This window comes from Mariniblastus fucicola (assembly GCF_008087665.1).
GTDB classification, from domain to species: domain Bacteria; phylum Planctomycetota; class Planctomycetia; order Pirellulales; family Pirellulaceae; genus Mariniblastus; species Mariniblastus fucicola.
Window position 1 is genome coordinate 1,922,694 of sequence record NZ_CP042912.1, and the last position, 26,135, is coordinate 1,948,828.

22 protein-coding genes are annotated in these 26,135 nt (G+C 53.5%); 13 read left to right on the forward strand and 9 right to left on the reverse strand.

Features of this window, described 5'->3' with window-relative positions:
* Positions 1 to 56 precede the first annotated feature (56 nt).
* On the forward strand, positions 57 to 953 hold the full coding sequence (locus MFFC18_RS07065; protein ID WP_075083239.1) for a DMT family transporter: 897 nt from the start codon (positions 57 to 59) through the stop codon (positions 951 to 953).
* Positions 954 to 1,035: 82 nt separating this feature from the next.
* On the opposite strand, the gene MFFC18_RS07070 is transcribed toward MFFC18_RS07065, so the two are convergent.
* The 6 genes from MFFC18_RS07070 to MFFC18_RS07095 all read right to left on the reverse strand — a co-directional run bounded on the left by MFFC18_RS07070 (position 1,036) and on the right by MFFC18_RS07095 (position 8,810).
* Positions 1,036 to 2,724, reverse strand: coding sequence for an acyltransferase family protein (locus MFFC18_RS07070; RefSeq protein WP_075083240.1), 1,689 nt, complete (start codon positions 2,722 to 2,724; stop codon positions 1,036 to 1,038).
* Between the two features lie 161 nt (positions 2,725 to 2,885).
* A complete protein-coding gene (locus MFFC18_RS07075) occupies positions 2,886 to 4,685 on the reverse strand; it encodes a serine/threonine-protein kinase (protein WP_238381200.1) in 1,800 nt (599 codons plus the stop codon).
* A complete protein-coding gene (locus MFFC18_RS07080; RefSeq protein WP_075083241.1) occupies positions 4,636 to 5,283 on the reverse strand; it encodes an ECF-type sigma factor in 648 nt (215 codons plus the stop codon). The genes MFFC18_RS07075 and MFFC18_RS07080 overlap by 50 nt, the downstream gene beginning before the upstream one ends.
* A gap of 217 nt (positions 5,284 to 5,500) precedes the next feature.
* A complete protein-coding gene (locus MFFC18_RS07085; protein WP_075083242.1) occupies positions 5,501 to 7,618 on the reverse strand; it encodes a serine/threonine-protein kinase in 2,118 nt (705 codons plus the stop codon).
* Complete coding sequence (locus MFFC18_RS07090; protein ID WP_075083243.1) at positions 7,608 to 8,189, reverse strand: sigma-70 family RNA polymerase sigma factor; 582 nt, start codon at positions 8,187 to 8,189, stop codon at positions 7,608 to 7,610. The genes MFFC18_RS07085 and MFFC18_RS07090 overlap by 11 nt, the downstream gene beginning before the upstream one ends.
* Before the next feature lie 165 nt (positions 8,190 to 8,354).
* Entirely contained in the window at positions 8,355 to 8,810 is a 456-nt protein-coding gene (locus MFFC18_RS07095; protein WP_075083244.1) for an OsmC family protein, read from the reverse strand.
* A gap of 222 nt (positions 8,811 to 9,032) precedes the next feature.
* On the opposite strand from MFFC18_RS07095, the gene MFFC18_RS07100 reads away from it, so the two are divergent.
* From MFFC18_RS07100 to MFFC18_RS25685, 5 genes are all read left to right on the forward strand, one after another.
* On the forward strand, positions 9,033 to 9,806 hold the full coding sequence (locus MFFC18_RS07100) for a TVP38/TMEM64 family protein (RefSeq protein ID WP_075083245.1): 774 nt from the start codon (positions 9,033 to 9,035) through the stop codon (positions 9,804 to 9,806).
* Between the two features lie 147 nt (positions 9,807 to 9,953).
* Positions 9,954 to 11,498 carry a mercuric reductase gene (locus MFFC18_RS07105; protein WP_087149607.1) on the forward strand — a complete coding sequence of 515 codons (1,545 nt, stop codon included), beginning with the start codon at positions 9,954 to 9,956 and terminating at the stop codon, positions 11,496 to 11,498.
* 214 nt (positions 11,499 to 11,712) lie between these two features.
* A complete protein-coding gene (locus MFFC18_RS07110; RefSeq protein WP_075083246.1) occupies positions 11,713 to 12,279 on the forward strand; it encodes a carboxymuconolactone decarboxylase family protein in 567 nt (188 codons plus the stop codon).
* A 90-nt stretch (positions 12,280 to 12,369) separates the two neighbouring features.
* Positions 12,370 to 13,119, forward strand: a complete 750-nt coding sequence (locus tag MFFC18_RS07115; RefSeq protein ID WP_075083265.1) for an SDR family oxidoreductase — start codon at positions 12,370 to 12,372, stop codon at positions 13,117 to 13,119.
* Between the two features lie 81 nt (positions 13,120 to 13,200).
* Positions 13,201 to 14,685 (forward strand): haloacid dehalogenase type II, encoded by a 1,485-nt coding sequence (locus MFFC18_RS25685; RefSeq protein ID WP_084416931.1) that lies wholly within the window; start codon positions 13,201 to 13,203, stop codon positions 14,683 to 14,685.
* Positions 14,686 to 15,246: 561 nt separating this feature from the next.
* Here MFFC18_RS25685 and MFFC18_RS07125 read toward each other — a convergent pair.
* Both MFFC18_RS07125 and MFFC18_RS07130 read right to left on the reverse strand, forming a co-directional pair.
* Positions 15,247 to 15,747, reverse strand: a complete 501-nt coding sequence (locus MFFC18_RS07125; RefSeq protein ID WP_148618693.1) for a hypothetical protein — start codon at positions 15,745 to 15,747, stop codon at positions 15,247 to 15,249.
* Between the two features lie 125 nt (positions 15,748 to 15,872).
* Entirely contained in the window at positions 15,873 to 16,385 is a 513-nt protein-coding gene (locus MFFC18_RS07130; RefSeq protein WP_075083267.1) for a GNAT family N-acetyltransferase, read from the reverse strand.
* A 394-nt stretch (positions 16,386 to 16,779) separates the two neighbouring features.
* Between MFFC18_RS07130 and MFFC18_RS07135 the strand changes: the two genes are divergently transcribed.
* From MFFC18_RS07135 to MFFC18_RS07165, 7 genes are all read left to right on the forward strand, one after another.
* Positions 16,780 to 17,169: a hypothetical protein gene (locus MFFC18_RS07135; RefSeq protein ID WP_075083249.1), complete on the forward strand. Its 390-nt coding sequence runs from the start codon at positions 16,780 to 16,782 to the stop codon at positions 17,167 to 17,169.
* Positions 17,170 to 17,224: 55 nt separating this feature from the next.
* Entirely contained in the window at positions 17,225 to 18,004 is a 780-nt protein-coding gene (locus tag MFFC18_RS07140; protein WP_068267841.1) for an IS5 family transposase, read from the forward strand.
* Positions 18,005 to 18,033: 29 nt separating this feature from the next.
* Positions 18,034 to 18,441: a hypothetical protein gene (locus MFFC18_RS07145; RefSeq protein ID WP_075082173.1), complete on the forward strand. Its 408-nt coding sequence runs from the start codon at positions 18,034 to 18,036 to the stop codon at positions 18,439 to 18,441.
* Between the two features lie 437 nt (positions 18,442 to 18,878).
* A complete protein-coding gene (locus MFFC18_RS07150) occupies positions 18,879 to 19,163 on the forward strand; it encodes a hypothetical protein (RefSeq protein WP_148618694.1) in 285 nt (94 codons plus the stop codon).
* Between the two features lie 903 nt (positions 19,164 to 20,066).
* Positions 20,067 to 21,296: an ISL3 family transposase gene (locus MFFC18_RS07155; RefSeq protein ID WP_068267800.1), complete on the forward strand. Its 1,230-nt coding sequence runs from the start codon at positions 20,067 to 20,069 to the stop codon at positions 21,294 to 21,296.
* Between the two features lie 1,155 nt (positions 21,297 to 22,451).
* The gene (locus MFFC18_RS07160; protein ID WP_075085050.1) at positions 22,452 to 23,489 is read left to right on the forward strand and encodes an NADP-dependent oxidoreductase; all 1,038 of its coding nucleotides are present in this window, start codon (positions 22,452 to 22,454) and stop codon (positions 23,487 to 23,489) included.
* Positions 23,490 to 23,537: 48 nt separating this feature from the next.
* The gene (locus MFFC18_RS07165) at positions 23,538 to 24,209 is read left to right on the forward strand and encodes a peroxiredoxin-like family protein (protein WP_075085049.1); all 672 of its coding nucleotides are present in this window, start codon (positions 23,538 to 23,540) and stop codon (positions 24,207 to 24,209) included.
* Between the two features lie 70 nt (positions 24,210 to 24,279).
* Here the strand turns inward: MFFC18_RS07165 and MFFC18_RS07170 are convergent, their stop codons facing one another.
* Positions 24,280 to 26,094 (reverse strand): ABC1 kinase family protein, encoded by a 1,815-nt coding sequence (locus MFFC18_RS07170; RefSeq protein ID WP_075085048.1) that lies wholly within the window; start codon positions 26,092 to 26,094, stop codon positions 24,280 to 24,282.
* Between the last annotated feature and the right edge of the window lie 41 nt (positions 26,095 to 26,135).

Sequence of the window (26,135 nt, forward strand, 5' to 3'; positions counted from 1 at the left end):
GCGAACCGATCGTGCATGTCTGAAGACGTCGTCCACTCAACCGCGACCGGGTAAACGTGCTTAGCTGGTATTCTCTGACCCTGATCGCAGCGGTGTTTCTGGGGCTATATGGCATTGCCAAGAAGCATGCGGTCGACGAAAACGCAGTCGCACCGGTTTTGCTGGCGAACGTCAGCACCGCGGCGTTGATATGGAGTATTCCCGTAGCGTGGGAAGTTCTTTCTGGCGAAAGTGACGTCGGTTTCGGACTTTGTCAGCTGGGAGCGATCGAGCATCTTCAGCTGTTTTTGAAGTCCGCGATGGTGGGCACGTCCTGGATGTTCGCATTCGTTGCGTTGAAGAATTTGCCGATTTCGATCGCGACACCGATTCGAGCCACCAGTCCGCTGTGGACGATCCTGTTGGCGGTTAGTTTCGCCAATGAACGACCGATGGTGGCGCAGTGGGTTGGAATGGCGTTGATCATGGTTTCGTTTTACGCGTTTTCGAAAGTCGGGCGGAGAGAAGGCATTCACTTTCGGCACAACCGGGCAGTTTGGCTGATGGTGGCAGCGACGTTAGTCAGTTCATTTTGCGGTTTGTACGACAAGTTTCTGTTGCAAACCGTCGGGATCAAGCCAGCGGTCGTGCAAGCCTGGTTCTCGATCTATTTGGTTCCGGTCATGATTCCAATGAGCCTCGTTTGGTGGTTTCGCGATCGACAGAAGACTCCTTTTAAGTGGCGTTGGTCGATCCCGATGATCGCGATCTTGCTGCTGATCGCGGACTACGTTTACTTCGTCGCTGTTTCAGATCCGGAGGCTTTGATCTCGGTGATCTCGCCGCTGCGTCGTTGCTCCATCGTGATTCCTTTCCTGTTTGGGATTTTGGCGCTCAAGGAACAGAACTGGCGGGCAAAATCGGTCTGTATTGCGATTCTAATTGTGGGTGCGTTTTTGATTAGTGTTGCCTGAGTGGGAGGAGTACCGAATCAGAAACCTGACTTCCGTGGTTCGGTTCTCACTCCCGCGCCTTGCAGTCTCACAACAGCAACAACTAACTCCCAACGCTTACCGCCTTCCGCTTCTTGGGGCCATTGAGCATCGTGCCAATTATCGTGTAGCGAATCAGGTACTCATACGTCAAAAGCAAGAACGCCGACACCACAACAATGATGCCTACCAGCTTCAATACCGCTGGAATTGGCCAGTCCTTGACCAGCCATTGAGCCAGAATCACCAGCGGCAAATGGGCGAGGTACAGCCAGTACGATGAATCGGAAACGTATCGCATCGCTTTGCTCTCGCCAGAAAACAGATCTCGAAACATGCCGATCGAACCGAACACCATTAGCCAGACGAACAACGCTTGCAGCAGGTTGCCCAACATCGGCTTCATCGATCCGCCAAACTTTTCCGGAAGGAAACCGAACGTTCCCATGACCAGATCAAGCCCGACAGGGAACACGATGAACAGAGCGACGGGCAAGCCAATGAACCACCACCGCCCCAGCTTTCCACTGGTGTCGTCCAGATCCCAATACACGACACCGAAGAAAAAGAAGATCGCGTAGTAGGCCAGAACACTCGGAATCGGCAGCAGGCCAATCGATCCGTCCGGCCCGAATGTGCCCGGTTGCATGAAGTATTGCGGCAGCATCGTCAACGGCACCAACCACAACAGGCTCAACGGCGAGCAGAAAATCCATTTGGGGATTCGTTTGAAGTTCACAAAATTTGCGATTGAAGCGTAGGCAACAAAAGCGATCACCAGCCAGCACAGAAACGCCAGGAACCAAAGATGCATGTACACGGGCAACAGAAAGAACAGTCCGTAGAGCGCGTCGAGTCCCGCAGCAGCCGATGCCTCGGTGTTGTCCAGGCCGAGCATTTCCGCGATCTCGGCACGACCTGCATTGAGCTCATCTTCCTCAACCGATTCGCCGTACATCGTTGCGATGTAGCTGGTCGTACCAAAGTCGACGGTCAGATTGTCTTTCGGCGATCGTCCGCTCGCGTCCTTTGCCTCCACGTCGGCACCAGCGTCGATTAGCAATTTGGCTTCCTCAGCATTCCCCATGAACGCGGCGGTGTGCAGCGCGGTTCCGCCATCGCCATTGCGCTGATTCACGTCGGCTCCTTGATCCAACAGCATTTCGACGATCTCGGGTTGGCCACCAAAGGTCGCGACAGTCAACATCGTCGAGCCGGAGGCTGGATGTAGCGCGTCGATTGCGATCTTGTTTGCGCTGATTGCTTCTCGGAGCGTTTCTGTGTCGCCCGCGGCGATGGCGTCAAAGTACTCCGTGCCGGCATCGACCGACGGCCTCTGTGAAACAAAGATGTTGACAGCCCACATGGCTGGCACGATTGTCAGGCAACCCAGGAACAGGGGTAGCACGATTCGTTTCAATCGCTGTCGGATCAGTCCACCGAGTCCTCGTTTCCGCCACAACATGGCAGTGAAGAAACCACTCACGAGAAAGAACAGCGGCATGCGAAATCCATGGATGGCCGCAAACATCAATTCGTACAGGTTGCTTTGCTGCGAGTCACCAACGGGCCACGGAATCGAGGTGAAAGACATGGCCGCGTGCAGCACGATCCCCAACAACATTGCGATCGCACGTAGCGAATCGAGGTCGTGACGGCGGGCAATCGTGACCTTGCTTGCGACCGCTGTTTCGGTCGACGCGTCTGCGGCATACGCGGCCGACGGCGTTGAAATTTCTATCGATGTAGCCATAGCGTTTCCTCGAAAGTATAGTTGGTGAAGAGTTGAAGTTGTGTTTGTGTCGTTGCGGATTTTCCCCGCAGTGAAGTGGCTGAAACTTCCAGCCGCAGTGGTCGCAATAGAGAAATGAAAGATCGGACGGGAACTGGTGATCCCGGCCGCGGCGAACCAGGCTACTCGATGCGGGCTCGTTCGATCTCATCCAGCGTCATGTAGGCCCGAGCAAGACTTTCGCCCGTGAACTGTTTTTGCCATGCCTTGGCCGTCCCCTTGTTCGACTTGAGAACTCGCAAGTACAGCCAGAAGGAAATTGCCAGGCCGGGAATTCCGATCGCCAATGAAACCCACAGGCAGTACGGATTGAGCACCGGATTGAGCACCGGATCGAAACCAATCGCAACCGTCGCCGGGATCCACATTAGCCACCACGGAAACCCGATCACCGGTCCGGTCATCAGATAAGCTTTGCGAACGACGTTCAGACTTTCGCGAACCTCCGTGACGGGTTTGGAAAAGTCCATCCGACCGATGCGAGTCAAAACATGGGCGGCCGCGCCGATCACAATGACTCCGTAGACGTGCAAGATCACGCCGCTGATGACTCGATGCGGCACGCTTGTATTCCGAGCCCAGCATTGAGCCCCGAGCAGGATCAACGCTACGCCAATCATGATTTGGATGGCTTGTCCCCGACGAAGCGGACCAAGCGACGAACGAACTCGATCCATCAACTCGCGGCGCGACAGCAGCAAACGAGCTGCCGTTTCCTGTTGCCCAAGACTGAGCGATGGGACCGGCATGCCGGCTTTTTCGCGCATCTCTTCCCGCGAACTGTGAACCATCGTCGGAGAATAGGAATCGTCAGGACTGGACGCGATCGAATCGAGATCCGTTTTGATTTGGCTTGCCGTTTGATATCGCCGTCTCGGTTCTTTCTCCAGCGTCCGCAACACGACCTCATCCAGCCGAACGTCAATTTGAACTTTCTGCGACGGCGCTTCAAATCTTCCAATCGGAAGTTCGCCCGTCAGCATCTCGTAGAACACGACGCCCAGCGAATAGATGTCCGCGCGGTGATCGACGCCGTGCGAGCCTTCCAGTTGCTCGGGCGCCATGTAGCGTGGCGTGCCAAGAACCTGATTGGCCTGAGTCAGTGCCGTTTGTGCCAGCGCGTTGGGCTCGTTGCCGATGATTCGTGACAAACCAAAGTCAGCGATTTTCACTGATCCGTCTTTGGCCATCAAAATATTTTCTGGCTTGATGTCGCGATGCACGACTGCCTGATCGTGAGCGTATTGCAACGCGTCGCAAAGATGCGGCACGATCGTCAACGCGTGTTCTGGCGCCAGCTGTCCGGCACGGACAACATCACGAAGCGTCGATCCATCGACGTACTCCATCAGGAAGTAGTAGATGTCGTCGACGTTTCCAAACTCAAAAACCGAAACGATGTTGGGATGATTCAGTTTGGCCAGAGTACGGGCTTCGCGAGTGAATCGCAGCGCGAACTTCACATCGTGCCCAAACTCTTCGGGCAGAATCTTGAGCGCGACCATTCGATCGAGCCCTTTCTGGCGAGCCTTGTAAACGGCTCCCATTCCGCCGGCGCCGAGCAGTTCGATGATCTCCAGCGTCGGAAATCGTTCGCCGATTTGTTCGATGCTGGGAGGCACAAAACCTCGCGATGGAGGCGGCTGGATTCCCAGCGCGTCGCGGATCGCAGTGGCGTCTTCCGGGAATCGTTCTGCATAGTCGGCAACGTCCGGAGTTTCTCCCTTGCGGCGACGGTAGTCGATTTCCAAAACCAGCAGCTCGGACAGCAGCAAATTTCGCTCGTCGGGGTCCAAGTCGCCCGAGACCACAGACTCGATCGTTAGCGGCTGACCGGATTGCCAGCTGCGCTCAAATGCGGCGCAACGATCGTCAATTCGTTCCAGGGCCGAGATCGGTAGTTTTTTTCGGTGAATCGTCATGGTCTGAGATCACTTCCTGCTGTAATTTTTCACGAATCAGGTGCAAACGACGCTCGATCGTTCGCTCTGAGCACTCGAAACGGTCAGCTATTTCCGCGTTCGAATACCCCTCTAACTTGGCACCCGCCAATTCTTGCAGCTGCCCGACACCCAAATGCGAAAAAAGTTCTTCCACGGACTCCTGCATCATTAAAACCATGTCCGGAGTGGGCTCATTGCCGATCGCTTCGACAATAATCGAGTCGCCGGAATCGCCATCCAGCGAGTGAATGGCCAATTCTCCGCCACGCCGTTGCCTTGTGTCGCGGCGTCGTTTGTCGATGACTTTGCGAGTCGCCATCGTCAGCAAAAGTCGCCAAAGATCGTCTCGATCGGCAAGATCCGGAAATCGGCCTTTTTCCGCAGCGGCGTAGAAGCTGTCGAAAACGCTCAGCACGATGTCTTCTTCGTCCGAGATCGCCCGGTTCTGACCGTACAGCCGTTGCCGCACCGAACCGACCAGCCGATCGAAATAGTGCCGCCAAATTCGGTTCGCCGCCGAAGAGTCACCGTCTTTTACGAGATTGATCCAGTGGCTGACGTTTTGGGAATCTGACATGGAAGTCGTTCGTTGCGAGTCCGCAAATCTTGCGAACCTGTTGGTCAGAAAAGTGATGTGCGACGCGGTCTGTAGCAGGATCCGTCACTGCACAATTTCGCCCACGAGAGCAGGTTGCTCAGGCGTACTTCATGTCATGTGCTACGGCGAAATTGCGGCGACCGCAGCGTACCAAGTTAGCAGATCTACAACCGGCGAACAGCATTCCGGACGAAAGTTAATTTTCCGTGCGTCGTCGCGTTAGCAGGTAGCTGATTCCGCGTTCGTTGGGAACAAACCAAAGGCTTGCACCGAAGATCTCGGAGTCCTGTTCATCGATAAAGTCAGATTCGGTTCGCAGAGCCTCGAGCGTCGGCGAAAAATGAGCAGACAATTCCGAAACGGTTTGGGCTTGCCGGTTTTCGACAATTTGAGCGCCTTGGGATTGCAGCAGAACCAGCCCGGACGTCGTGCAAGCCACCATGATTTCGGCCGCCGATGAATTGCGGCCAAGCTGCTCTCGCAACAGCTGATTGATGTCGCACTCGATCAGCACGCAACCGAAAACGTCCTCTTTGAGTTCGTCGTAAATCGGGACGCCGGCAAGCAAACTGAGATCCAGGTGGCATTGCTCGTCGCCTTCGGTGTAAGCCTCATTGACGATCGATGTGTAAACCTCATCCGGTTTCTGGTCGACGACGCACTGGATAAATTCGCTAACCGTTCCCGAACTCAGATGGCTCCGTGGGACAACGCGAATCGTGGACGCATCGTGGCTGTGACGTTCGACGCGGACCAATTCCTGAAATTGTCCATCGGTGACTTGAGTGTACGCGAAACTTCGAAAGTAAGGCGTGGCTTTGAGCAGTCCCTGAAAAATTGTTGACAGGCGTTCACGCCAGACGCGAATTTCTTCATCGGATTTGAGATTTATCAGTTGCTGGATCGGCGGCATCCCGGCCACGAAACGAATGTTGCGTTCCATGTCGCGAGCCGTTGCCTGCATGTCCGCGCGAAGCTCACGTCCTTCCATACGCAGCGTATCGTAGGCAGCCTGTTTTCCGTTCTGTCCCGCCATCCAGCTTTCGACCGCCGATGCGAGTTCCTCTGCGGAGCGATAACGCATGTGCTGTTTCTTCGCCATCGCCTTGAGACAAATCTGCTCCAGCTCTCTCGGAACCGATTTGCCATAGTCGCACGCGGTGGGCGGATCCGAAGTCGCGATCACTTTCAATACTGCATTCAAGTCAGAATTGAAAATTGGTGACGTTCCCGCAACGCTTTTCTCGTGCGGTGCTTTGCCAGTCAGGATTGAAAACAAAATCGAACCCAGACCGTACACGTCAGTACGATGATCGATTTTGTCCAGCTCACCAGCGGCCTGTTCCGGCGACATGTAGAGCGGAGTCCCGACGGCTTCGCCTTCCATCGTTTGCAACAACGCCGATTCACTAAGGTTGGCTCCGGAAGTCAGTTTGGTCGCCAGTTCACCCTCTTCGAGAACTTTCGCCAACCCCCAGTCGATCACGATCACCTGTCCGAAGTTGTCCAACGCGACGTTATCCGGTTTCAAGTCGCGGTGCACGACTCCGCGTGAATGGGCATAGGCAATCGCCTGGCAGATGTCGAGAAAAACGGACAACAATCGGTGCAGGCAAACCACACCCGTTTCGCCGGCCGCCAACAGGTCATGATGTTCCTCGATCGCATTGGACAACGTTCGTTTGCCCACAAAACGCATCGCGTAAAACGGTTCGCCCGATTGTCGATCCACCCCGTAAAGATACAACGGCACTACATTCGGGTGCTCAAGATGTCCGGTGATTTCAGCTTCGCGATGAAATCGTTGCCAAGCGTCGGGCGACTCGAGCGCTGACGATTTCAGCTCCTTGATCGCAATCGTACGGTTCAGCTTTTCATCTTGAGCCAACCACACATTTCCAAGGCCCCCTTGAGCCAATTGCCGGACAAGCCGGAAGCTTGATTGCACCTGCCGGATCTCCATGCCCTCCGAAAACGATGAACCGGAAGTCACCTGGGCCCTGGTTCCCGACGCCGGATCATTCTTCAGCAGACCCGCCTGGGAAAGGCTAAGCTTTTCCTCAACGGCGCCGCGAATCGAATCGCGTAGACGTTGTTTTGACGCCGCGGAAAGTCCGCCTGCCGCGTTGCCTGGTTGTGAATCCGAAACCGCTGAACCCATCACTGAGTTTTGAATCAGCGCCGACAGTTCCGCAAATTTCCGTGCCTCGACAGACTCGCGCAGATGGCTCTCGACATCGGCCGATTCGTCAGCGTTCAGGTTGCAACGCAGCGATTGCGAAATCAGCTGGCTCAACTTTTCATCATTTGACATGTTGTTTCGCCTCCTCACCCACGTGCCATTTTGCGCCGACGCACTTCGCCAGTCCGACACGGGCTCGATGCATTCTCACCCACATGTTTGCGGGTGTGATTTCGAGCTCGCGACAAATGTCGTCTGAGTCTAACTCTTCCATCACGCTGAGCACAAAAACGGCCGCTTGATTTTCGGGTAACGATTGCATGCAGTCCTGAACCAGGGCTTGCAGTTCTTCCATCTCGATCTGTTGCCCGGGCGATGGCGACCAGTTGATAGCGCCGGATTTCCAGTTTCCGTTGGCGTCAAATAGTTGTTCCGAAGGATCATGTTCGTCTTCGTAAGACGTCGCTTTATTGTGCTTCATGCGGACGCGAATGTGGTCCACGATCTTTCGTTTTAGAATGCCCATCAGCCAACCTCGTTCAGAGCCTCGACCCGCGAACTGTTCCGAATAACGAACGCCCGCAAGAAAAGTTTCCTGCACGACTTCTTCGGCAGCGTTAGCATTGCGCAATCGCGATTTGGCGTAGCGAAACAGATAGTCGCCGTATTGGTCGACCCAGATATCCGGATTTACTTCAGCCATGTCTGCGAGTTTTGTGGAAGAGATGCGATAAAAAGGCGGGGATCGCGGTGGTCAAGAAACAAAATCTTAACACAACTGACTCGCGATCGCAGGCTGGCAAATTCCTCCAGTGTTTGATGAGTCACCGTACGGGCGATCTCATGCAAACGCAGAATTCCGACTCATTCAGGCCGGTTCTGTCAGGATCTGAATCTGGTTCGTCAGCGTGCGATGCACCGGGCACATCGCCGCGATTTCCAGCATTCTCGCGCGTTGTGCTTCGGTCACGTCGCCTTCAATCGTCACCACGCGACGGATGCGATCGACTTTGTTTGGTTGATCATCACACGTTTCACAGTCTTCCGAGTCAATGCGATCGTGCACCAGTTCAACACTCACCCGGTCCAGCGAAATGCCTTTCCGTTTGGCGTACATTCTCAGTGTCATCGAAGTGCATGCGCCTAACGCGCTCAACAGCAACTCGTACGGCGTCATCCCCAAATCAGCGCCGTCTACCGAAGCTGGCTCATCCGCGACGATCGAATGCTTTCTGGCACTGATGTCCTGTGTGAAACTGCCATCTCGCTCGACGACGGAAACGCCGTGGCCTTCGTCTGCTGATTTTTGGTTGGCTTCGCTCATGAAAACTCCCTGTTTTATCGTGGTTTGAAGGCTCTTTCGGCATAGTCGCCGTCTGGAACACCATTTGCAGAAGACGTTAGACGCGATTGCGGCTTACGGGAAATCTGCGACTTCTTGAATTTGATCAATTTGAATTTTTGCCGTAATGCCGTCGGACTTCCACCGTCCAGATAGAAATCAATTCACTCACGATGCAGCCAACTTGCCGGAACAGGAAAAGCCATGCCAGATGAAAACGAATCGAAGTCCGACAGCGGTCGCGGCATCTGGACCAAGCTCATCGTGCTTGGCATTGTCGTAAGCCTCGCGGCCGTCGTCTACTTCTTTTTCGGAGACATGCTTTCGCTGGACAGCCTCGCCGAACAGGAATCTCAGCTTCGCGACTTCCAAACCCAACACCCGGTGCTCGTTTTCGGAATTGCGTTTCTGATCTACGTGGCCGTGACCGGATTGTCGTTGCCAGGGGCCGCTGCACTGACGCTGCTGTACGGTTGGTACTTCGGTTTGGTCCCCGGATTTCTGTTGGTCAGCTTTGCGTCGACGACCGGAGCCACCATTGCGTTTCTTTTTAGCCGATACCTTTTTCGAGACGCGATCCAAAACCGCTTCGGTGAGCGGCTGGAAAAGTTTAACGAATCGCTGGAACGTGAAGGCCCGTTCTTTCTGTTTACCCTGCGACTGATTCCAGCCGTCCCCTTCTTTGTCATCAACGCCGTGATGGGACTGACGCCGATCAAAACGCGAACGTTTTGGTGGGTCAGCCAACTGGGAATGTTGGCCGGCACGCTGGTCTATGTGTACGCCGGCTCGCGCGTCCCAAGTCTGTCCAAGCTGGCCGAAGAAGGCATCAACGCCGTGTTCTCGCCGACACAGATGGTGCAGATTGTCATTGCGTTGGCATTGCTGGGAGCTTTCCCGTTGATTGCTCGCTGGGTGATGAAAGCTTTCTTTCAAAAGTCGGCCGCCACGGACTCAGCAAACTCGGCAGTCACTTAAGTGATTGCGACTTCCATCGGGAGACTCGCTCTGCATTACAATTCACCGAATGAAATCATGAAGACGGCCACGCCACAAACCAACAACCCGCCCGCGACAGGCTTTGCAAACCGCAACCGAAACGAAAAAACAATGAACGAATCAACCATCATCCAGCTGCAGCCCCATGACGAACACAATCGCGAGCTCGAGTCCAATGTGCATCCGCCAGAATGGCAAAATCCGACTCCGGCAGACAACTATCACCTTGTCGTTATCGGTGCGGGGACGGCTGGGTTGGTGACTGCTGCTGGAGCTGCCGGGCTGGGCGCGCGAGTTGCTTTGATCGAGCGAGAGCTGATGGGCGGCGACTGTCTCAACGTTGGCTGCGTGCCATCGAAAGGCCTCATCGGCGCGGCCCGAGTTGCCGCCACCGTTCGCGACGCGGCTCCGTTTGGAGTCAACGTGCCCGAGGGTTCCGCGGTCGACTTTGGGAAAGCCATGGAGCGGATGAGAGAGAAACGAGCTGGCATCAGCCACGTCGATTCGGCTCAGCGATTCAAGGATCTGGGCGTCGACGTCTTTCTCGGGCAAGGCAAATTTACGGACGACAATACCGTCACCGTCACACGAAAAGATGGCTCAGTTTCGCAGCTGAAATTCAAGAAAGGCGTGATTGCGACAGGGGCTCGTGCTGCAGCGCCGCCGATCAAGGGACTCGACAGCGTCGACTATTTGACCAACGAAAACCTGTTCTCGCTCACCGAGTTGCCGAAGCGATTCGGTATCGTTGGCAGCGGACCGATTGGAGCCGAGATGGCTCAATCGTTTGCCCGATTCGGCAGCGAAGTGTTCCTTTTCGAACGTGGTGATCACATTTTGACTCGGGAGGACGACGAGGCGGCTGCCGTGGTGCAGAACCAGTTTGAGAAAGACGGCGTCAACCTGATGCTGAACTCGAAAGACATGGAACTGGCGCCTGCGGCTGACGGAAAGATCAGCGTGAAAGTCACGCAGAACGGAACGCAATCGGAAACCGTCGTAGATCAGTTACTGGTCGCGGTCGGTCGAGCCCCCAACACGGACGGCTTGAATCTCGAAGGGGTCAACGTGGACTTCGACAAGAAAGGCATCCAAGTCAACGACAACTTGCAAACGACCAACCCGCGGATCTACGCAGCGGGTGATATCTGCTCAAAATATCAGTTCACGCACGCGGCAGACTTTCAGGCGCGGATCGTGATTCAGAACGCATTGTTTGCCGTCGGGCCGTTCGGCAAAAAGAAATCCAGCGACTTAATCATTCCGTGGGCGACTTATACCTCTCCGGAAATTGCTCACGTTGGAATGTATCCGAAAGATGCGAAGGAAGCCGGGATCGAGATCGACACCTACACGCAGCAACTCGAACATGTCGATCGCGCGATTCTCGAAGGCAACGATGAAGGCTTTGTTAAAGTTCACACAAAAAAGGGCACTGACAAAATCGTTGGTGCGACGATCGTGGCGGAGAACGCCGGCGACTTGATTTCCGAGATTACGGTCGCGATGCAGAACAAGATCGGCCTTGCGGGTATCGGTTCGACCATTCATCCCTATCCGACGCAAGCGGATGCCATTCGCAAACTCGGTGACCAGTTCAACAAAACGAAGCTGACTCCCTTTAGTGAAAAAATGCTTGGGTTGCTGCGGCGTCTGAACGTCGGAAAATAGTTTCTGGCACCAGGGGATCGCGGATCGAGAATCATTTTTTGTTTCTGCGTAAGGCCAGAGGGCGGGCATCGTCAAACTGACTTAAACGAGAACGCGTTGTCGTTAGTTCGCGTAGAGAGCTGACATTCATGAACCGGCGCTGGCAGAAAATGGACCCTTTCCTTGCTGCCGCGTCAAATTTGGACTGATTGGTCAAAACCAACCGGAGAATACAATGACAGACTTCCAACTACATAACGTCGAATCTGCTCCTGAAGCCAGCAAAGCTTCGCTTGAGGCCAGCCAAAAAGCCTACGGCGTCGTGCCGAATCTTCATGCCGCGATGGCTGAGTCGCCAGCATTGCTAGAGGCCTACAAGACGATCGGCGGAATCTTTGGGAAGACCGAACTGAGCATGACCGAGCAACAGATCGTTGCGATGACGAACAATCGGCTCAACGGGTGCACGTACTGCATGGCGGCTCACACGACGATCATGCAGGGCGCCAAGGTGCCCGAAGACGTGATCACGTCTCTGCGTGAAGGAACACAGATCGCTGATCCGAAACTGGAAGCGTTGCGGCAGTTTGCGGAGAAAGTAAATCTCAAACGAGGCCACCTGGACGACGGCGACATTGAAGCCCTGATCGACGCGGGATACACAAAGCAGACTGTTCTGGAAGTGATCCTCGGTACGGCGTTCAAAGTCCTTTCTAACTACACAAACCACGTCGTGCAAACTCCGCTCGATGACATGTTCGCGAAAAACGAGTGGGCTGGCGAGTCCCAACCGGCGAGCTAACACCGCGATAGATTTTGCCGGACGACGATGTTCGGCAGAAAGTACTTCCATCGCGTTTTCCAAAAAGATTCAAATTTACAGGACAATCAGATGACATTTGAAGCAAAAGATAAAACCGTTTTGGTTACCGGAGCCAACCGTGGCATCGGAAAAGTAATCCTTGAAGAAGCATTGCAACGCGGTGCAACGAAAGTCTATGCGGCTGTTCGCGATCTCGATTCGGCAAAGCCACTCGTTGAAGCTCACGGCGACCGTGTCGTTCCTGTTCGGCTGGACCTGAATGACCCTGCGTCGATTACCGCGGCGGCTGAGTTGGCGAATGACGTCGATGTGGTCGTCAACAACGCGGGCGTTTTGAAACAAAGCGAAGCGACCAGTGACGATGCGATTGAGTCGTTGAAGTTTGAAATGGATGTCAACGTTTACGGTTTGATCCGTGTCGCCCAGGCGTTTGCTCCCGCACTAAAATCCAATGGCGGCGGGGCATTGGTGCAGCTCAACAGCGTCGCGTCGGTCAAGACGTTCGCGAACATGGCGACGTACTGTGCGTCCAAGGCGGCCAGCTACTCAATCACGCAGGGATTGCGAGACTCATTGCGTGAACAGGGGACGTTGGTTGTGAGTGTTCATCCGGGGCCGATTCAAACCGACATGGGCCATGACGCTGGCTTTCAGGATATCGCCGAGTCACCAACATTGGTCGCGAGCGCAATCTTTGACGCGATCGCGAATGGACAATTTCACGTCTGGCCGGATTCAATGGCTCAGCAAGTCGGCGGCGCTTACCAAAGCTTTGCCGAGAACGTCGTAGAGGCGAACATGGAAGAGAGCGTCGCGTAGCGTTGGGGCCGGCACGCGGCGGAATCTGCGTGCTGGTGCGTTTTTTTATTTGTAAACTTTAACAACCTCAGTGGGATAACAATGAGAAACCTTCGATTAACTTTGGCGTGGGCCGCAGCTCTTTTGGTTGCCGTTTCGCCGCTGGTCAACGCTCAAACAACTTCAGAGAAGAATCTTAAATCTGACAAGAAAGCCGCGATGTCAAAGGAAACGCTGCCGCGCCCGAAAGTTATCATCTTTGATGTCAATGAAACGCTGCTCGATCTGGCTCCATTGAAATCGTCAGTCGGCAAAGCGCTCAACGGTCGAGAAGACTTGCTGCCGCTGTGGTTTTCTACCATGGTGCACTACTCGTTGGTGGAAACATTGAGCGATGATTATCACAGTTTTGGGGAAATCGGAACCGCAGCACTGATGATGGTCGCCGAAACGCAAGGCATCGAGCTGTCCTACGACGATGCCAAAACTGCAATCGTTACGCCACTGCGTTCTTTGCCGCCGCATGCGGACGTGATCGAAGCACTCAAGGCATTGAAGGCCGATGGATACAAGATCGTCAGTCTGACGAACTCGTCGTCTGTTGGCGTGGAGACTCAGTTCAAGAACGCGGGACTGACTGAATTTTTTGAAAAACGATACAGCGTTGACAGCGTCAAAAAATTCAAGCCGCATCCTGAGACCTACAAGATGGCGTTGGCCGACCTTGGGGTGAAGCCGGAAGAAGCCTTGATGGTCGCGGCTCACGCCTGGGACATCGCAGGAGCCGACAACGTCGGACTGCAAACTGCATTCGTGGCGCGTCCGGGAAAGACACTCTATCCAAACGCCGACAAACCAGACTATGTCGTCAATGATCTTTCAGAGCTGGTGAAACATCTGGCTGCAACGAAGACTGCTCAGGCCGATACGGAGTCAGACAAAACGCTTGCTGAGCAGCTTGCTGCCCAAGCCGCGAAGAGCGCAAAACGATTTCCGGAATCAGTGCGAAAGGTTTACGCCGAAGGCATTGAAACCGTCCGCGCGACTCAAATCGAAGAATCAGCCAAGCAGGTGGGCGACGCCGCGATTGACGCCGAGCTTACGAACTGGAATGGCGAAACGGTAAAGCTCAGCGAACTGTGGAGCGAAGGGCCGGTCGTGTTGATGTGGTATCGCGGCGGTTGGTGTCCGTACTGCAACATTCAACTGCGTGCGATGCAGCAGAACCTGGACAAGATCGAGAACGCGGGAGCACGTCTGGTTGTGTTGACTCCGGAACTTCCTGAGAAAGCCAAGGAAACCGCTGCGACCAACAATCTGGACATCGTCGCCCTGCACGACAATGGCAGCGCGGTGGCTCGCAAGTACGGCATTCTGTTCAAGCTGCCCGCCGCGATCGTTCCGTCGTATCGCGACAAGCTAAAACTGCCCGAGTACAACGGCAACGATGCGATGGAACTGCCGCTGTCGGCGACGTATGTGATCGACAAGTCCGGCACCATCACGTACGCCTTCCTTGACGCGGACTATAAGAAACGAGCCGAACCAGCGGACGTTATTGAAGCTGTAAAAGCTGCCGCGAAGTAAGCGACCTGATGAATCGAAAGATGCCCACGCTCGAAAGGGCGTGGCATCTCGTCGGTTTGGTTGAGGCGTTTGAAGTCGCGACAAAAAAGCTCTGAAGAAGACGAGTTGATTCAACAGAAATCAAACGATCGTCGCGATAGAACGATCCGCTCCAGCCAATCGTCAACAAACGCCGCGAACAATCGTTCAAGTGCCTCGATCTCGAATTGGATCCATCAGGAAGCACGTGTAGCTTTGTTGCAAGTTCAGGATTTCAACCATATCCGAACCGCAATTGTGGTCATTGTCACCGCGAGCACGAGCATTCCTAACCCCAGTGGCACGACGAGGTGCGAGAGGTGAGCGCGTGAACCGCCCAGAGCCCAAGTCGTACCAATAAACAGAGTTGGCAACGACGCGAGGAAGAGTCCGGCCGCGCAACCGATGCCCGTCCTTGAAACGCTTTTTGGTTTCGCTTTCTCGGGAGGTGCTTTGAAAGGATTGTCAGTCATGGGGGTGTCCTGATTAACGTCCACAATCTGCTGTTCGCGACTTTCGATGGCTTGCAGCCTTTGCGATTCACTACCTGTCGTTTGCGTCAACGGCGTTGAAGTCCCATGCGATACTTGAATCTTCTTCAAGTGTAACGATACCCTTTGCGTTTAGTTGCGGATGGATTGAACTCGAAAAATCCAGTTCTGTTCCGTTCTCGATAATGTGGCAGGAAAAGTCAATTTCTAAAGCACTCGGACCGAGCCTGACAAGTTCGACGCCAAGCAAAACTGATCCCAAATCCCCACAGGTGATTGAGTGAGCACCATGCATGGTCGAATTGCTGCTTGGGTCAGTATTCGATCCGTCATAAATACAAAAGTACTCTCGCCACATGTGACGTTCAGCACTGGTTTTCAAACAGGAAATGCTCAAAACGAATTCGGCCTCTTCTTTCTCACATGGAACAAGGTCCCCGGCGGCAAATTCTGCGAGTGATGTTTCATAAATTTCAATCGGAGCAAACGTCGGCTTAGAAACCGGCTTAAGCATGTACCCAGCCAGGAAAACGCTGACTAACGTTGTAAGCATTGCAAGAAGTTTGATTGAAATTCGAAGGCGATTCATTGGCAGGATTGGCCCATCAGAACGGGGAGTGCAGATTGGAAAACGCTGGTGTCGGACAACGACAGTCGTACTTCGTGTATCTCAGGTTGCTACGTGGTTTCTGAATCCTCACTGATCGATCGAATTTGCATCGATACGAGTTTTCCATTTTCCAACATCCGCGTCCCGATTTGGACGAACCCGGCATTCCTGTGAAAGCGAAGGGACTGATGATTGGGCGGGTTGAGGTTCATTTCGGCACAAACTGTAAGCAGTCGCGATCGTACCGCCCAGTCATGGATTTGCGAATAGAGCAAACGACCGACACCCATGCCGCGACAGCGATCTGACACCACGACGCGATCGACGTACAGGAATCGTTTGAGTCGCTCTGAGAACCAATCGTAGTTGCCGTTGTCATAGCTGCTGTCACTGGCGATCCCCATCACGAATGCCACAACGTCGCCGTTAACTTGCGCGATCAGCTTCAAGTCGCTGAGTGCATACAGAACCTTGAATCGGTCTATGTCCATTGGGCTAGTGGTATGCACCACGGCCTCGTTGAGTGCGATGACATCTGAAGCATCTTCTGGAGTCATGTCTCGGATTGTGAGATTGTTCAAACGGGATTCCTCAACAAACAACTTCCTCGATAGCCAAACGAAACAGGCAATGTTAATCAACAACGAAATTGCCAGACTAAAAAACAATCCTCATCGCAGCCAACCTAAGTCTACACGCGCGACCATCCCTCGTGGCAATTCCCTCGACCCGTCTGATTGGGACGTTGTTCAAGTGGTTTTGCAGGATCACAATTCCGCAGGCGGCCAGTGGAGAGTCACACCGGGGGAAGCGTTTGGTGTTTCAACCGCGAATGCACGCCAATAGTGTTTGCCAAGATAACCAGTTTGGCTCCTGACACGGTTCCCATGTAAGGTCCGCGGTACCTTTTCTCGTCCGCGCGGTACCTTTTCTCGTCTCTAGTCGCTGTTCAATCTAGTTTTGTGAGAACCAATCATGACAAGTTTCAACACAATTGCTTCAGTCGCTCTTTTTTTCATTCTGATGTTCTTACAACTTGCCAACGGACAAGAAGGACTGCCGGAAGGCACTATCGCCTTGCCCACGGTTGATAGTCAAGGGAATGTAGTCACCGTCTCTGGAATAACGTTCGACAAGGAAGGTGCACGCCCATCATATGAGCTTGGGCTTGGGTCAGAGGTGTTTGGCGTCAGAGTATCTAAAGGCCCGAGCGAAGTGGCACCAGCGCCACTCATAAACCTGATGAATCACCTAAGCATTAAGAAAGAGCTAGAGCTTACGGATGAGCAACAAGAAGCAGTGAGCAAAATTCGACTGGAAGGTCAAAAGGCACTAAGAAGGTGTTTTGAAACTGCTCTGAGTTGAAAAAATCGCTACAGCCCCGTTTGCATTTAAACCGTAAACGGAAGGAGCCGTAGCGATGAGTATTGAGTATCCCAGCAGTCTCAGTGATGATCAATGGCGATTGCTTCGTCGTCTGATTCCGCCAGCAAAACTTCGCGGCCGCAAACGAATCGATCGGCGTCAAATTGTCGATGCGATATTGTATTGGTGTCGAACGGGCTGCCAGTGGCGGTTGCTTCCGGACTGCTTTCCGAATTGGAACACGGTTTATGGAGTTTATCGAGCTTGGCGTATTGATGGGACATGGCAACGCATTCACGATCGTCTTCGCGAAAAGGTACGCCGCAAAGAAGGCAGGAAGCCAACGCCAACAGCAGCCATCATTGATTCGCAAAGCATTCGCAGTGCTGAAGGAGGAGAATTACGCGGGTATGACGCGGCGAAACGAATTACCGGACGAAAGCGTCACATCCTGGTGGATACGTTGGGGCTTGTGATGGTCGTTGTTGTCCACTCGGCCGATCTACAAGACTACGAAGGTGCACATCTTGTTCTTGAAAACATCAGACAGAAGTTTCGTCGGCTTCGAGTCATCTTCGCGGACTCGATTTACGGGCGGGCTGATTTGCCGGAGTTCCTGAAGCAATGGTATCGTGTCATCTTGCAAACCGTTAAGCGTCCGGTCGAAGCCGAAGGGTTCGTTGTCTTACCCAAGCGATGGATCGTTGAACGGACTTTCGCATGGCTTGGAAAATTCAGAAGGCTCTCAAAGGACTATGAAAGACTGACTCAAAACAGCGAAACTGTCATACGAATCGCAATGATTCAATTCATGCTAAACAGGCTGGAAAAATAATTTTAAAACACCCTCTAAAGGAAGCATCATTGAAGATTCCGTTAGGTCAGTCAGGTGCGGATACAGGTCGCGAGATTGCTGAAAACCTTGAGAAAATCGTTGATGGCCAAGATCGCTTGCTGGTCGAAGTACTACTTCCGCACCAAATTAAGCGACTTAAAGAAATTTCCTTTCAAGCCTTGGAGAAAGAGTACGGAATCATGACGGTTCTCCAATCCTCCAGGATAAGGAAGGATTTCGACATTGGAACCGACCAGTTGACGAGCTTTCAACAGGAAGCGAAGAAGATAGAGAATAAACTTGCCGAAGACATTGAAAAGCTCAAAACGAAGGCAAGACAGGATTTACTCTCGCATCTCTCTTCCGACCAACGAGCGAAGTATGACGATCTGCATGGCGAGACGTTTCAGTCAACGCAGTCAGATTGGAAGCGATAGAAATTTGCCATTAGGGACAAGAAAAAGTACCGCGGACGTTCGCGGTACCTTTCTCGCTGGCCCGGTACCTTTCTTGCTGGCGCGAGGGATTCAAGTCTGTAATCGGTGAATGATCCTGTGGACCCGTTTGAGATCGCAGTACGATTTCCAATGTCACCGGGCGGGCAAGTTTCCTGATCGTTCGAGTCGGGGTTGTCTGGTGCGAAGCAAAGTTGTCGTACGACAAACGAACTTTGCGCCACCACGAAGCTCTAGCCCTCTGCTACAGAGCACCTAAACCTCAAGGCGAAGCACCTAAACTTCACGACGAAGCCGCTTAAACAAATGACGAAGCAGCTAAACCTCACGACGAAGCGGCGCAAACAATTGTTTTAGTGGCTTAAACAAATGGTTTCGCGGTTAAAACTCACGACGAAGCGGCGCAAACAAATGATTCCGTGGCGCAAACAATTGTTTTCGTGGCTAAAACTCTCGACCAGGCCGCTAAAACTCACGACGAAGCGGCGCAAACAAATGATTCCTTGGCGCAAACAATTGTTTTCGTGGCTAAAACTCTCGACCAGGCCGCTAAAACTCACGACGAAGCGGCTTCGTCACAAGGTTTAGACCCTATTTGCGGCGACGTTGCTGTGATTTTCGAAACGTCCTGCTGGACCACGGATGTTTCCCCTTGTTGTGCCTGCAAAATGCTCAAGCTGCCAGAGTTTGCAATACAGTCGTGAAGGAGATGAATGGAGGAGGGTTGTGGTGACGGGAGAAGCCACAGGATTGACATAGATGAGGTGTATGGATCTGTGGGGCTGAACTGCGGGAGTGGTTGGCCCGCGACTGACGCGAACGGGACGCGAATTGAATGCAATGACAGGCTGGAAGCCTGGCCCACCAAGGACGTCCACGAATCACACGAATCGGCACGAACGAAGATAGGAGCCACGGATGGGTACTGATGAGGTGGATGGATCTGTGGGTGTTTCGAACTGCGGGAGTGGTTGGCCCGCGAATGACGCGAACGGTACGCGAATTGAAATGCAATGACAGGCTGGAAGCCTGGCCTACCAAGGACGTCCACGAATCACACGAATCGGCACGAACGAAGATAGGAGCAACGGATGGGCACTGATGAGGTGTATGGATCTGTGGGAGTTTCGAACTGCGGGAGTGGTTGGCCCGCGACTGACGCGAATGGGACGCGAATTGGATGCAATGACAGGCTGGAAGCCTATCCCACCAAGAGGACGTCCACGAATCACACGAATCGGCACGAATGAGGTGCGGGGTGATGGATGTTGGGCTCACGCAATGGCGCAGGGTTTGGATGGTGAGCATGTGCTATGCGCCTCCGCGCCTTTGCGTGGGGCATTTGTTACACTGGATCTGTGTGCATCTGTGGCTTTAAAATGTTGCGAGATTGTTCTGCCCGCGAATGACGCGAGTTGAATGTAATGACTGGCTGGAAGCCTATCCCACCAAGAGGACGTCCACGAATCACACGAATGAGTGCGCATGAAATGATAGCGACTTGATCCGCTTCGGAAGCCTCACTGGCTGATGCCCGTCGCAGGTTTCTTTGGGTCCATCGCGGAATTTTGTGGGTCCTGTAAAATTCTCCGAGAAGGAGAACGCAAATGCAAGACACGGAACTTTATCAACAGATCCTTGGCATTGAGACGCCTTGGGAAGTATCGAACGTTGATCTGAACATGGAACTTGGTGAGATCGTCGTTAGTGTGCGTCACGCACAAGGCACGAAGTTCTGCTGCCCTCAGTGCGATCAGAAATTGAGCTGCTATGACCATTCTCCATCGCGTCGCTGGCGTCACTTGGACAGCTGCCAATTCAAGACGATGCTGGAAGCTTCGATCCCCCGAGTGGATTGTCCCGAACACGGCGTGAAACTGGTTCAAGTTCCCTGGTCCAGTCCCAACAGTCGCTTCACGTTGATGTTCGAAGCTTTTGCGATCCGCTTGCTCAAGGCAACACAAACGATCGAAGGTGCTCGCACGATTCTGCGAACTGGCTGGGAAGCGACATGGACGATTCTTGAGCGAGCCGTCGAGCGTGGGCAAGCTCGAAAGCAATCCAGTCCACTGCCTCACATTGGCATCGACGAGAAGTCTTTCAAGAAAGGGCAGAACTACATTACTTTGATTTACGACCTCGACAACAGTACGGTTGAAGCGATCTCCGAAGGCCACAACAAAGAGGCCGCCAACGAATGCTTTTCTCAACTTTTACCGGGTCAAATCGAAACCGTCGAAGCCATCGCGATGGACATGAGCTCTGCTTTTGTGAACGCTGCAAAGTCCAACATTCCCCTGGCAGAAACAAAGATTGTGCACGACCGTTTTCATGTGATGAAGCTGGTCAACGAAGCGGTAGACAAGGTTCGCAAGCAAGAGAACAAGCGTCTCCGCAGCGAAGGTGACGACACGCTAACAGGGACTCGTTACCTGTTTCTGAAGAACTATGACAACCTCAAGGAATCAAGCCAGCAGCGTCTTGATGCGTTGTTTTCTTTCAAACTCGAAACCGGCAAGGCATGGACTTACAAAGAGATGCTTCGCGATCTTTGGCATCACGACACCGCCAAGGAGGCGAAAGAGTTTTTCAGGTGGTGGTACCGCAAGGTGATTCACACTCGGCTGGAGCCAATGAAGAAGGTCGCACGCACGATCAAAACTCGCATCGACAACGTCGTCAGCTACTGCACCTTCAGTGGAATATCAAACGGAGTTGCCGAAGGAATCAACAGCAAGATTCAATCGATCAAGCGACGAGTTGGCGGCTACAGAAACAGGCAAAACTACAAAACAGCGATCTTCTTTTACTGCGGTGGACTCGACCTCGACCCATAGAGATCCGCGATGGACCTTTCTTTGTGAGACCTTCTCGGGGACGATAGAAAGATTAGTGTCGATTAGTGAAGATCAGTGTTTCGGAATAGTCACGATGGAGAACACTAATCGGCACTGATCGACACTAATTGCATGAAATGAAAGCGAGTTGATCCGCTTCGGAAGCCTCACTGGTTGATGCCCGTCGCAGGTTTCTTTGTGAGACCTTCTCGGGGACGATAGAAAGATCAGTGTCGATTAGTGAAGATCAGTGTTTCGGAATAATCACGATGGAGAACACTAATCGGCACTGATCGACACTAATTGCTTGAAATGATAGCGAGTTGATCCGCTTCGAAAGCCGCACTGGCTGATGCGCGTCGCAGGTTTCTTTGTGAGACCTTCTCGGGGACGATAGAAAGATCAGTGTCGATTAGTGAAGATCAGTGTTTCGGAATAATCACGATGGAGAACACTAATCGGCACTGATCGACACTAATTGCTTGAAATGATAGCGACTTGATCCGCTTCGAAAGCCGCACTGGCTGATGCCCGTCGCAGGTTTCTTTGTGAGACCTTCTCCGGGACGATAGAAAGATCAGTGTCGATTAGTGAAGATCAGTGTTTCGGAATAATCACGATGGAGAACACTAATCGCCACTAATTGCATGAAATGAAAGCGAGTTGATCCGCTTCGGAAGCCACACTGGCTGATGCCCGTCGCAGGTTTCTTTGTGAGACCTTCTCGGGGACGATAGAAAGATTAGTGTCGATTAGTGAAGATCAGTGTTTCGGAATAATCACGATGGACACTAATCGGCGGTCTCTAGCCGGAAGGCGCGTTGGATGGGTGTTGAACGATTCCGCCTAAAGGCCAATACTGCTCAATCCAGTGAGCGGTAAGGCGCTAGCCGCCGTTATTCGCGGGTCAACGAACCGACGGCTAGCGCCTCGTCGCTCACTAAAATTCGAAATTGAGAATCTCGATTGAGCGGCATTGGCCAAAAACCGGTCCAACGAACACGGTGGTGATGGCATGCCTTCTGGTTGAAGGGGGACTTCGGACAGGAAGAATCGGTGCGTCGTCGAACACTTTGCCATGCCATGTGCGTCGCGACGATAGGCATGCCGTTTGCAGAAGGGTAAGTTGTCTATCTGAAAACGGAAGGATCACAAATGACAACCCAAACGACTGACCGCAACCGACGCATCGTGCTGGCTTCGCGACCACATGGTCAACCCAAACCAGAAAACTTTCGCCTTGAGCAGACCGATGTTCCTCAGCCGGGCGATGGAGAAGTCCTGTTGCGGACGATGTATCTCTCGCTCGACCCCTATATGCGTGGGCGGATGAGCGACGGGCCATCTTATGCGGATCCCGTTGCGATCGATGACGTGATGGTTGGAGGCACCGTTTGCCGCGTCGAGAAATCTAACAATGAGAAATTCTCCCAGGGCGACATGGTGCTCGGCTACAGCGGATGGCAGGACTTCGCGATCTCGGACGGGGGAGGACTGGTGAAGCTGGACGCCAACATGCAGCGTCCTTCGCTGGCATTGGGTGTGCTCGGGATGACAGGATTCACGGCTTACATGGGACTGCTCGATATCGGTCAGCCCAAAGCGGGCGAAACCGTGGTTGTGGCCGGTGCGACAGGAGCCGTCGGTTCGGTCGTCGGGCAGATCGCAAAAATCAAAGGCTGTCGCATGGTTGGCGTCGCGGGTGGGGAAACGAAGTGCCGGCTGGCGGTCGACGAGCTTGGATTCGACGCTTGCATCGACCATCGTGCCGATGACTTTGACGAACAGCTTGCCGCGGCGTGTACCGATGGCATCGATGTGTACTTCGAAAACGTGGGTGGGAAAGTGTTCGACGGAGTCCTGCCGCTGCTCAACACCAAGGCTCGCATTCCACTGTGTGGCCTGATCGCTCACTACAACGATACCGAGTTGCCGCCGGGTCCGGATCGCCTTTCGTTGCTGACCAGAAAATTGCTGACCAAGCGTATTCGAATGCAGGGATTCATCATTTTTGACGACTACGGTCACCGTTACGGCGAGTTCGCGGCGGAGATGGGGCAGTGGGTCAAGGACAAAAAAATCAAAGCTCACGAAGACATCGTTGAGGATCTGGAAAACGCTCCGGACGCGTTCATCGGACTGCTCGAAGGCCAGAACCAAGGCAAGCTTGTCATCCGCGTGGCGAACGAATAAACCTTTGAACAGTGGTATTTTGACGACGGAACTATTTAGGCACGAAACATGAATGCGGATACAGACCCGACCAATACGCTTCGAGCGCAAACGGAAGCCAAGTTCGCGACGACGCGAAAGAACAATCCGGAATTTGCGAAACGGATCGATGATCTGTTGGCGTCCGCCGAGGTGTTTCAGTCCGGTGCCAACGCGACCGAAGTGGGACAACAGGCTCCCGGCTTTGAACTGCCCAACTCTCAGGGCGAAAAAGTTTCGCTTGCGAGTTTGCTGTCAAAGGGCCCGGTCGTGGTGACTTTTTATCGCGGCAGTTGGTGTCCTTATTGCAGTTTGCAATTGCAAGCAATGAAATCCCGACTGGAGGAGATCCATTCGCTTGGTGCGGAACTGGTTGCGATTAGCCCACAGTTGCCCGACGATTCGGTTTCACAAACGGGGCAGGAGCCGCTGCCGTTTCCGGTGCTCTCGGATCAGGACGCGTTGGTCGCGGCGGAGTACGGAGTTTCGTGGCAGGTTCCCGAAGTGATTCTGGGGCATATGCGAAACGATCGCGGTTTGCAGTTGGAAGAGATCAACGGCGGCAATGGAACCGTGTTGCCTATCCCGGCGACGTTTGTGTTGAACCGTGAGGGCGTCGTGACGTGGCGATTCGTTGACGTTGACTATCGACAGCGGGCCGAACCCGCAGACATCGTGGCGGCTTTGAAAGAGCTCCAGTAGTAGTTTGACAACGGCAAGTCGGAATCTCGTACGGCGCTTTGTTCGTCGCCTGCCGTCGTCCGAAGCAGCGTTATTTTTTCGATCGGTTGATGGCTCGCGTGATCGACCAACCCATGTACAGCGCGACTCCGCAACCGAGGAATCCGGGAATCGAAAAACCGTTGATCGTTGGTGGAACCTGGTAGCTGGAAAGTGATGCCGAACCCATGAAGAGCGCCGCCGTAAGGATTCCTTTTACCAAACGGTTCACAATCGGTTCCAGCCGCCGATGTTCGAGGTGCACGTCGAACTTGCCGCGTTTCATGTTGTGCAAAATGTCGGCGACGTCGCGAGGAAGAATCGCCATCAGACGATCCCAGTCCTTCACCGTCGACTTCATTCGGGAGAAGAAACGCTTGGGCGAATAGCGTCGCCACATGGCCGTCGTTCCGTAAGGCTGGATCAGTTCAGCCAGATTGAATTTAGGGCTCAACTGCTGTGCCGTGCCTTCGAGCATGATCAGAACCTTGAGCAGCATCGCGATCTTTGCCGGCAAGTAAATTTGATGCGAGCGAATGATCAGGATCATCTCGTTGAGACATCCGCTCAGATCAAAGTCGTCCAGCGATTGATGCGAATATTCGTCGAGAAATTCCTGCACGGCACTCTGCAACTCTGATTCGTCGAAATCGGACGGCAGATCACCGACTCGAGCGATAATCTCTGTAATGACTTCTCCGTCCTGGTGGACCGCTGCGATCAGTGCCAATTCCAACTCTTGCTGTAACGCATCATCGATCCGTCCAACCATGCCGCTGTCGAGGACTCCGATCACAGCAGACGAGTTAGATTCGTTGCGTGGCCCTGTTATCTTTTCCGTGACCAGCGCAGCGCCTACTGCTCCATTGAGCCGACGTCTGGGAGTTTCCGCATCGACCTCGACGCCGATCCCGGCGGCGGAAGGCAGTCCGGCACTTCGTTGATCGCTGCTGCCTGCGACATCGCTGGCCGAAAGAACCATCAGGTTTCCCGGGTGCGGATCGGCGTGATAAAACCCGTCACGAAAAATCATGTCCAGAAAAAGGTTGGCTCCATCTATGGCGACCTGCTTCAGGTCCAGTCCACACGTTTCCAGTTTCTGTTTTTCGCTCACGCTGATGCCTTCGAACAGGTCCATCGTCAGCACGCGACGTGAGCAGAGCTCTGGATAGGCTGCAGGAAATCGAACCTGAGAGTTATCGGAAAAGTTCTCCCGAAAGCGAGTCATGTTTCGTTGCTCACGACCAAAGTCCAGCTCTCGCATCAACGTTCGCTGAAACTCCTGCGCTGTTTTTACAGGCCGATACTGACGCAGGTAAACCGAGTGCTGTTCCGCAAGTTCGGCCAGCTTGCTGATGATCTCGAGGTCGTTGACGATCCGTTTTTCGATGCCCGGATGCTGGACTTTCACCACGACATGCTCTCCTCCATGCAAAATCGCTTTGTGAACCTGGCCGATCGAAGCAGACGCCATCGCCTCGGGCTCAAACTTTGCAAACAGCTCCTCAATCGCCCCGCCCAACTCCGACTCGATCATCGCCCGAACGGAATCGGGATCGTCGGCGGGCGTGTTGGCCCGTAGTTCAGCAAGCTCCGTCGCCAACGTCTGGCCAACCAGATCCGGTCGCGTGCTGAGGACCTGTCCAAGCTTGATAAACGTCGTGCCAAGTTCCGTCAGCGCGATTCGGATCCGCTGTTCAGTCGAACAGTCGTCTTCGTCGTCGGACGTTTTTCCTCGTAGCCAATCCAGCCAACGCGGCGAAGCCAACGTCAGCCAATCAGCCAAACCATGCTTGGCGAGAATCGTCACGACTTCCCGGAACCGCCCTGCGTTACGCACCAGTTGAGGAAGCTCGGTTATTTCCATAAAGCTGCTTTCGTTTGCATCGTCGCGAGAGTTTTAGGCAT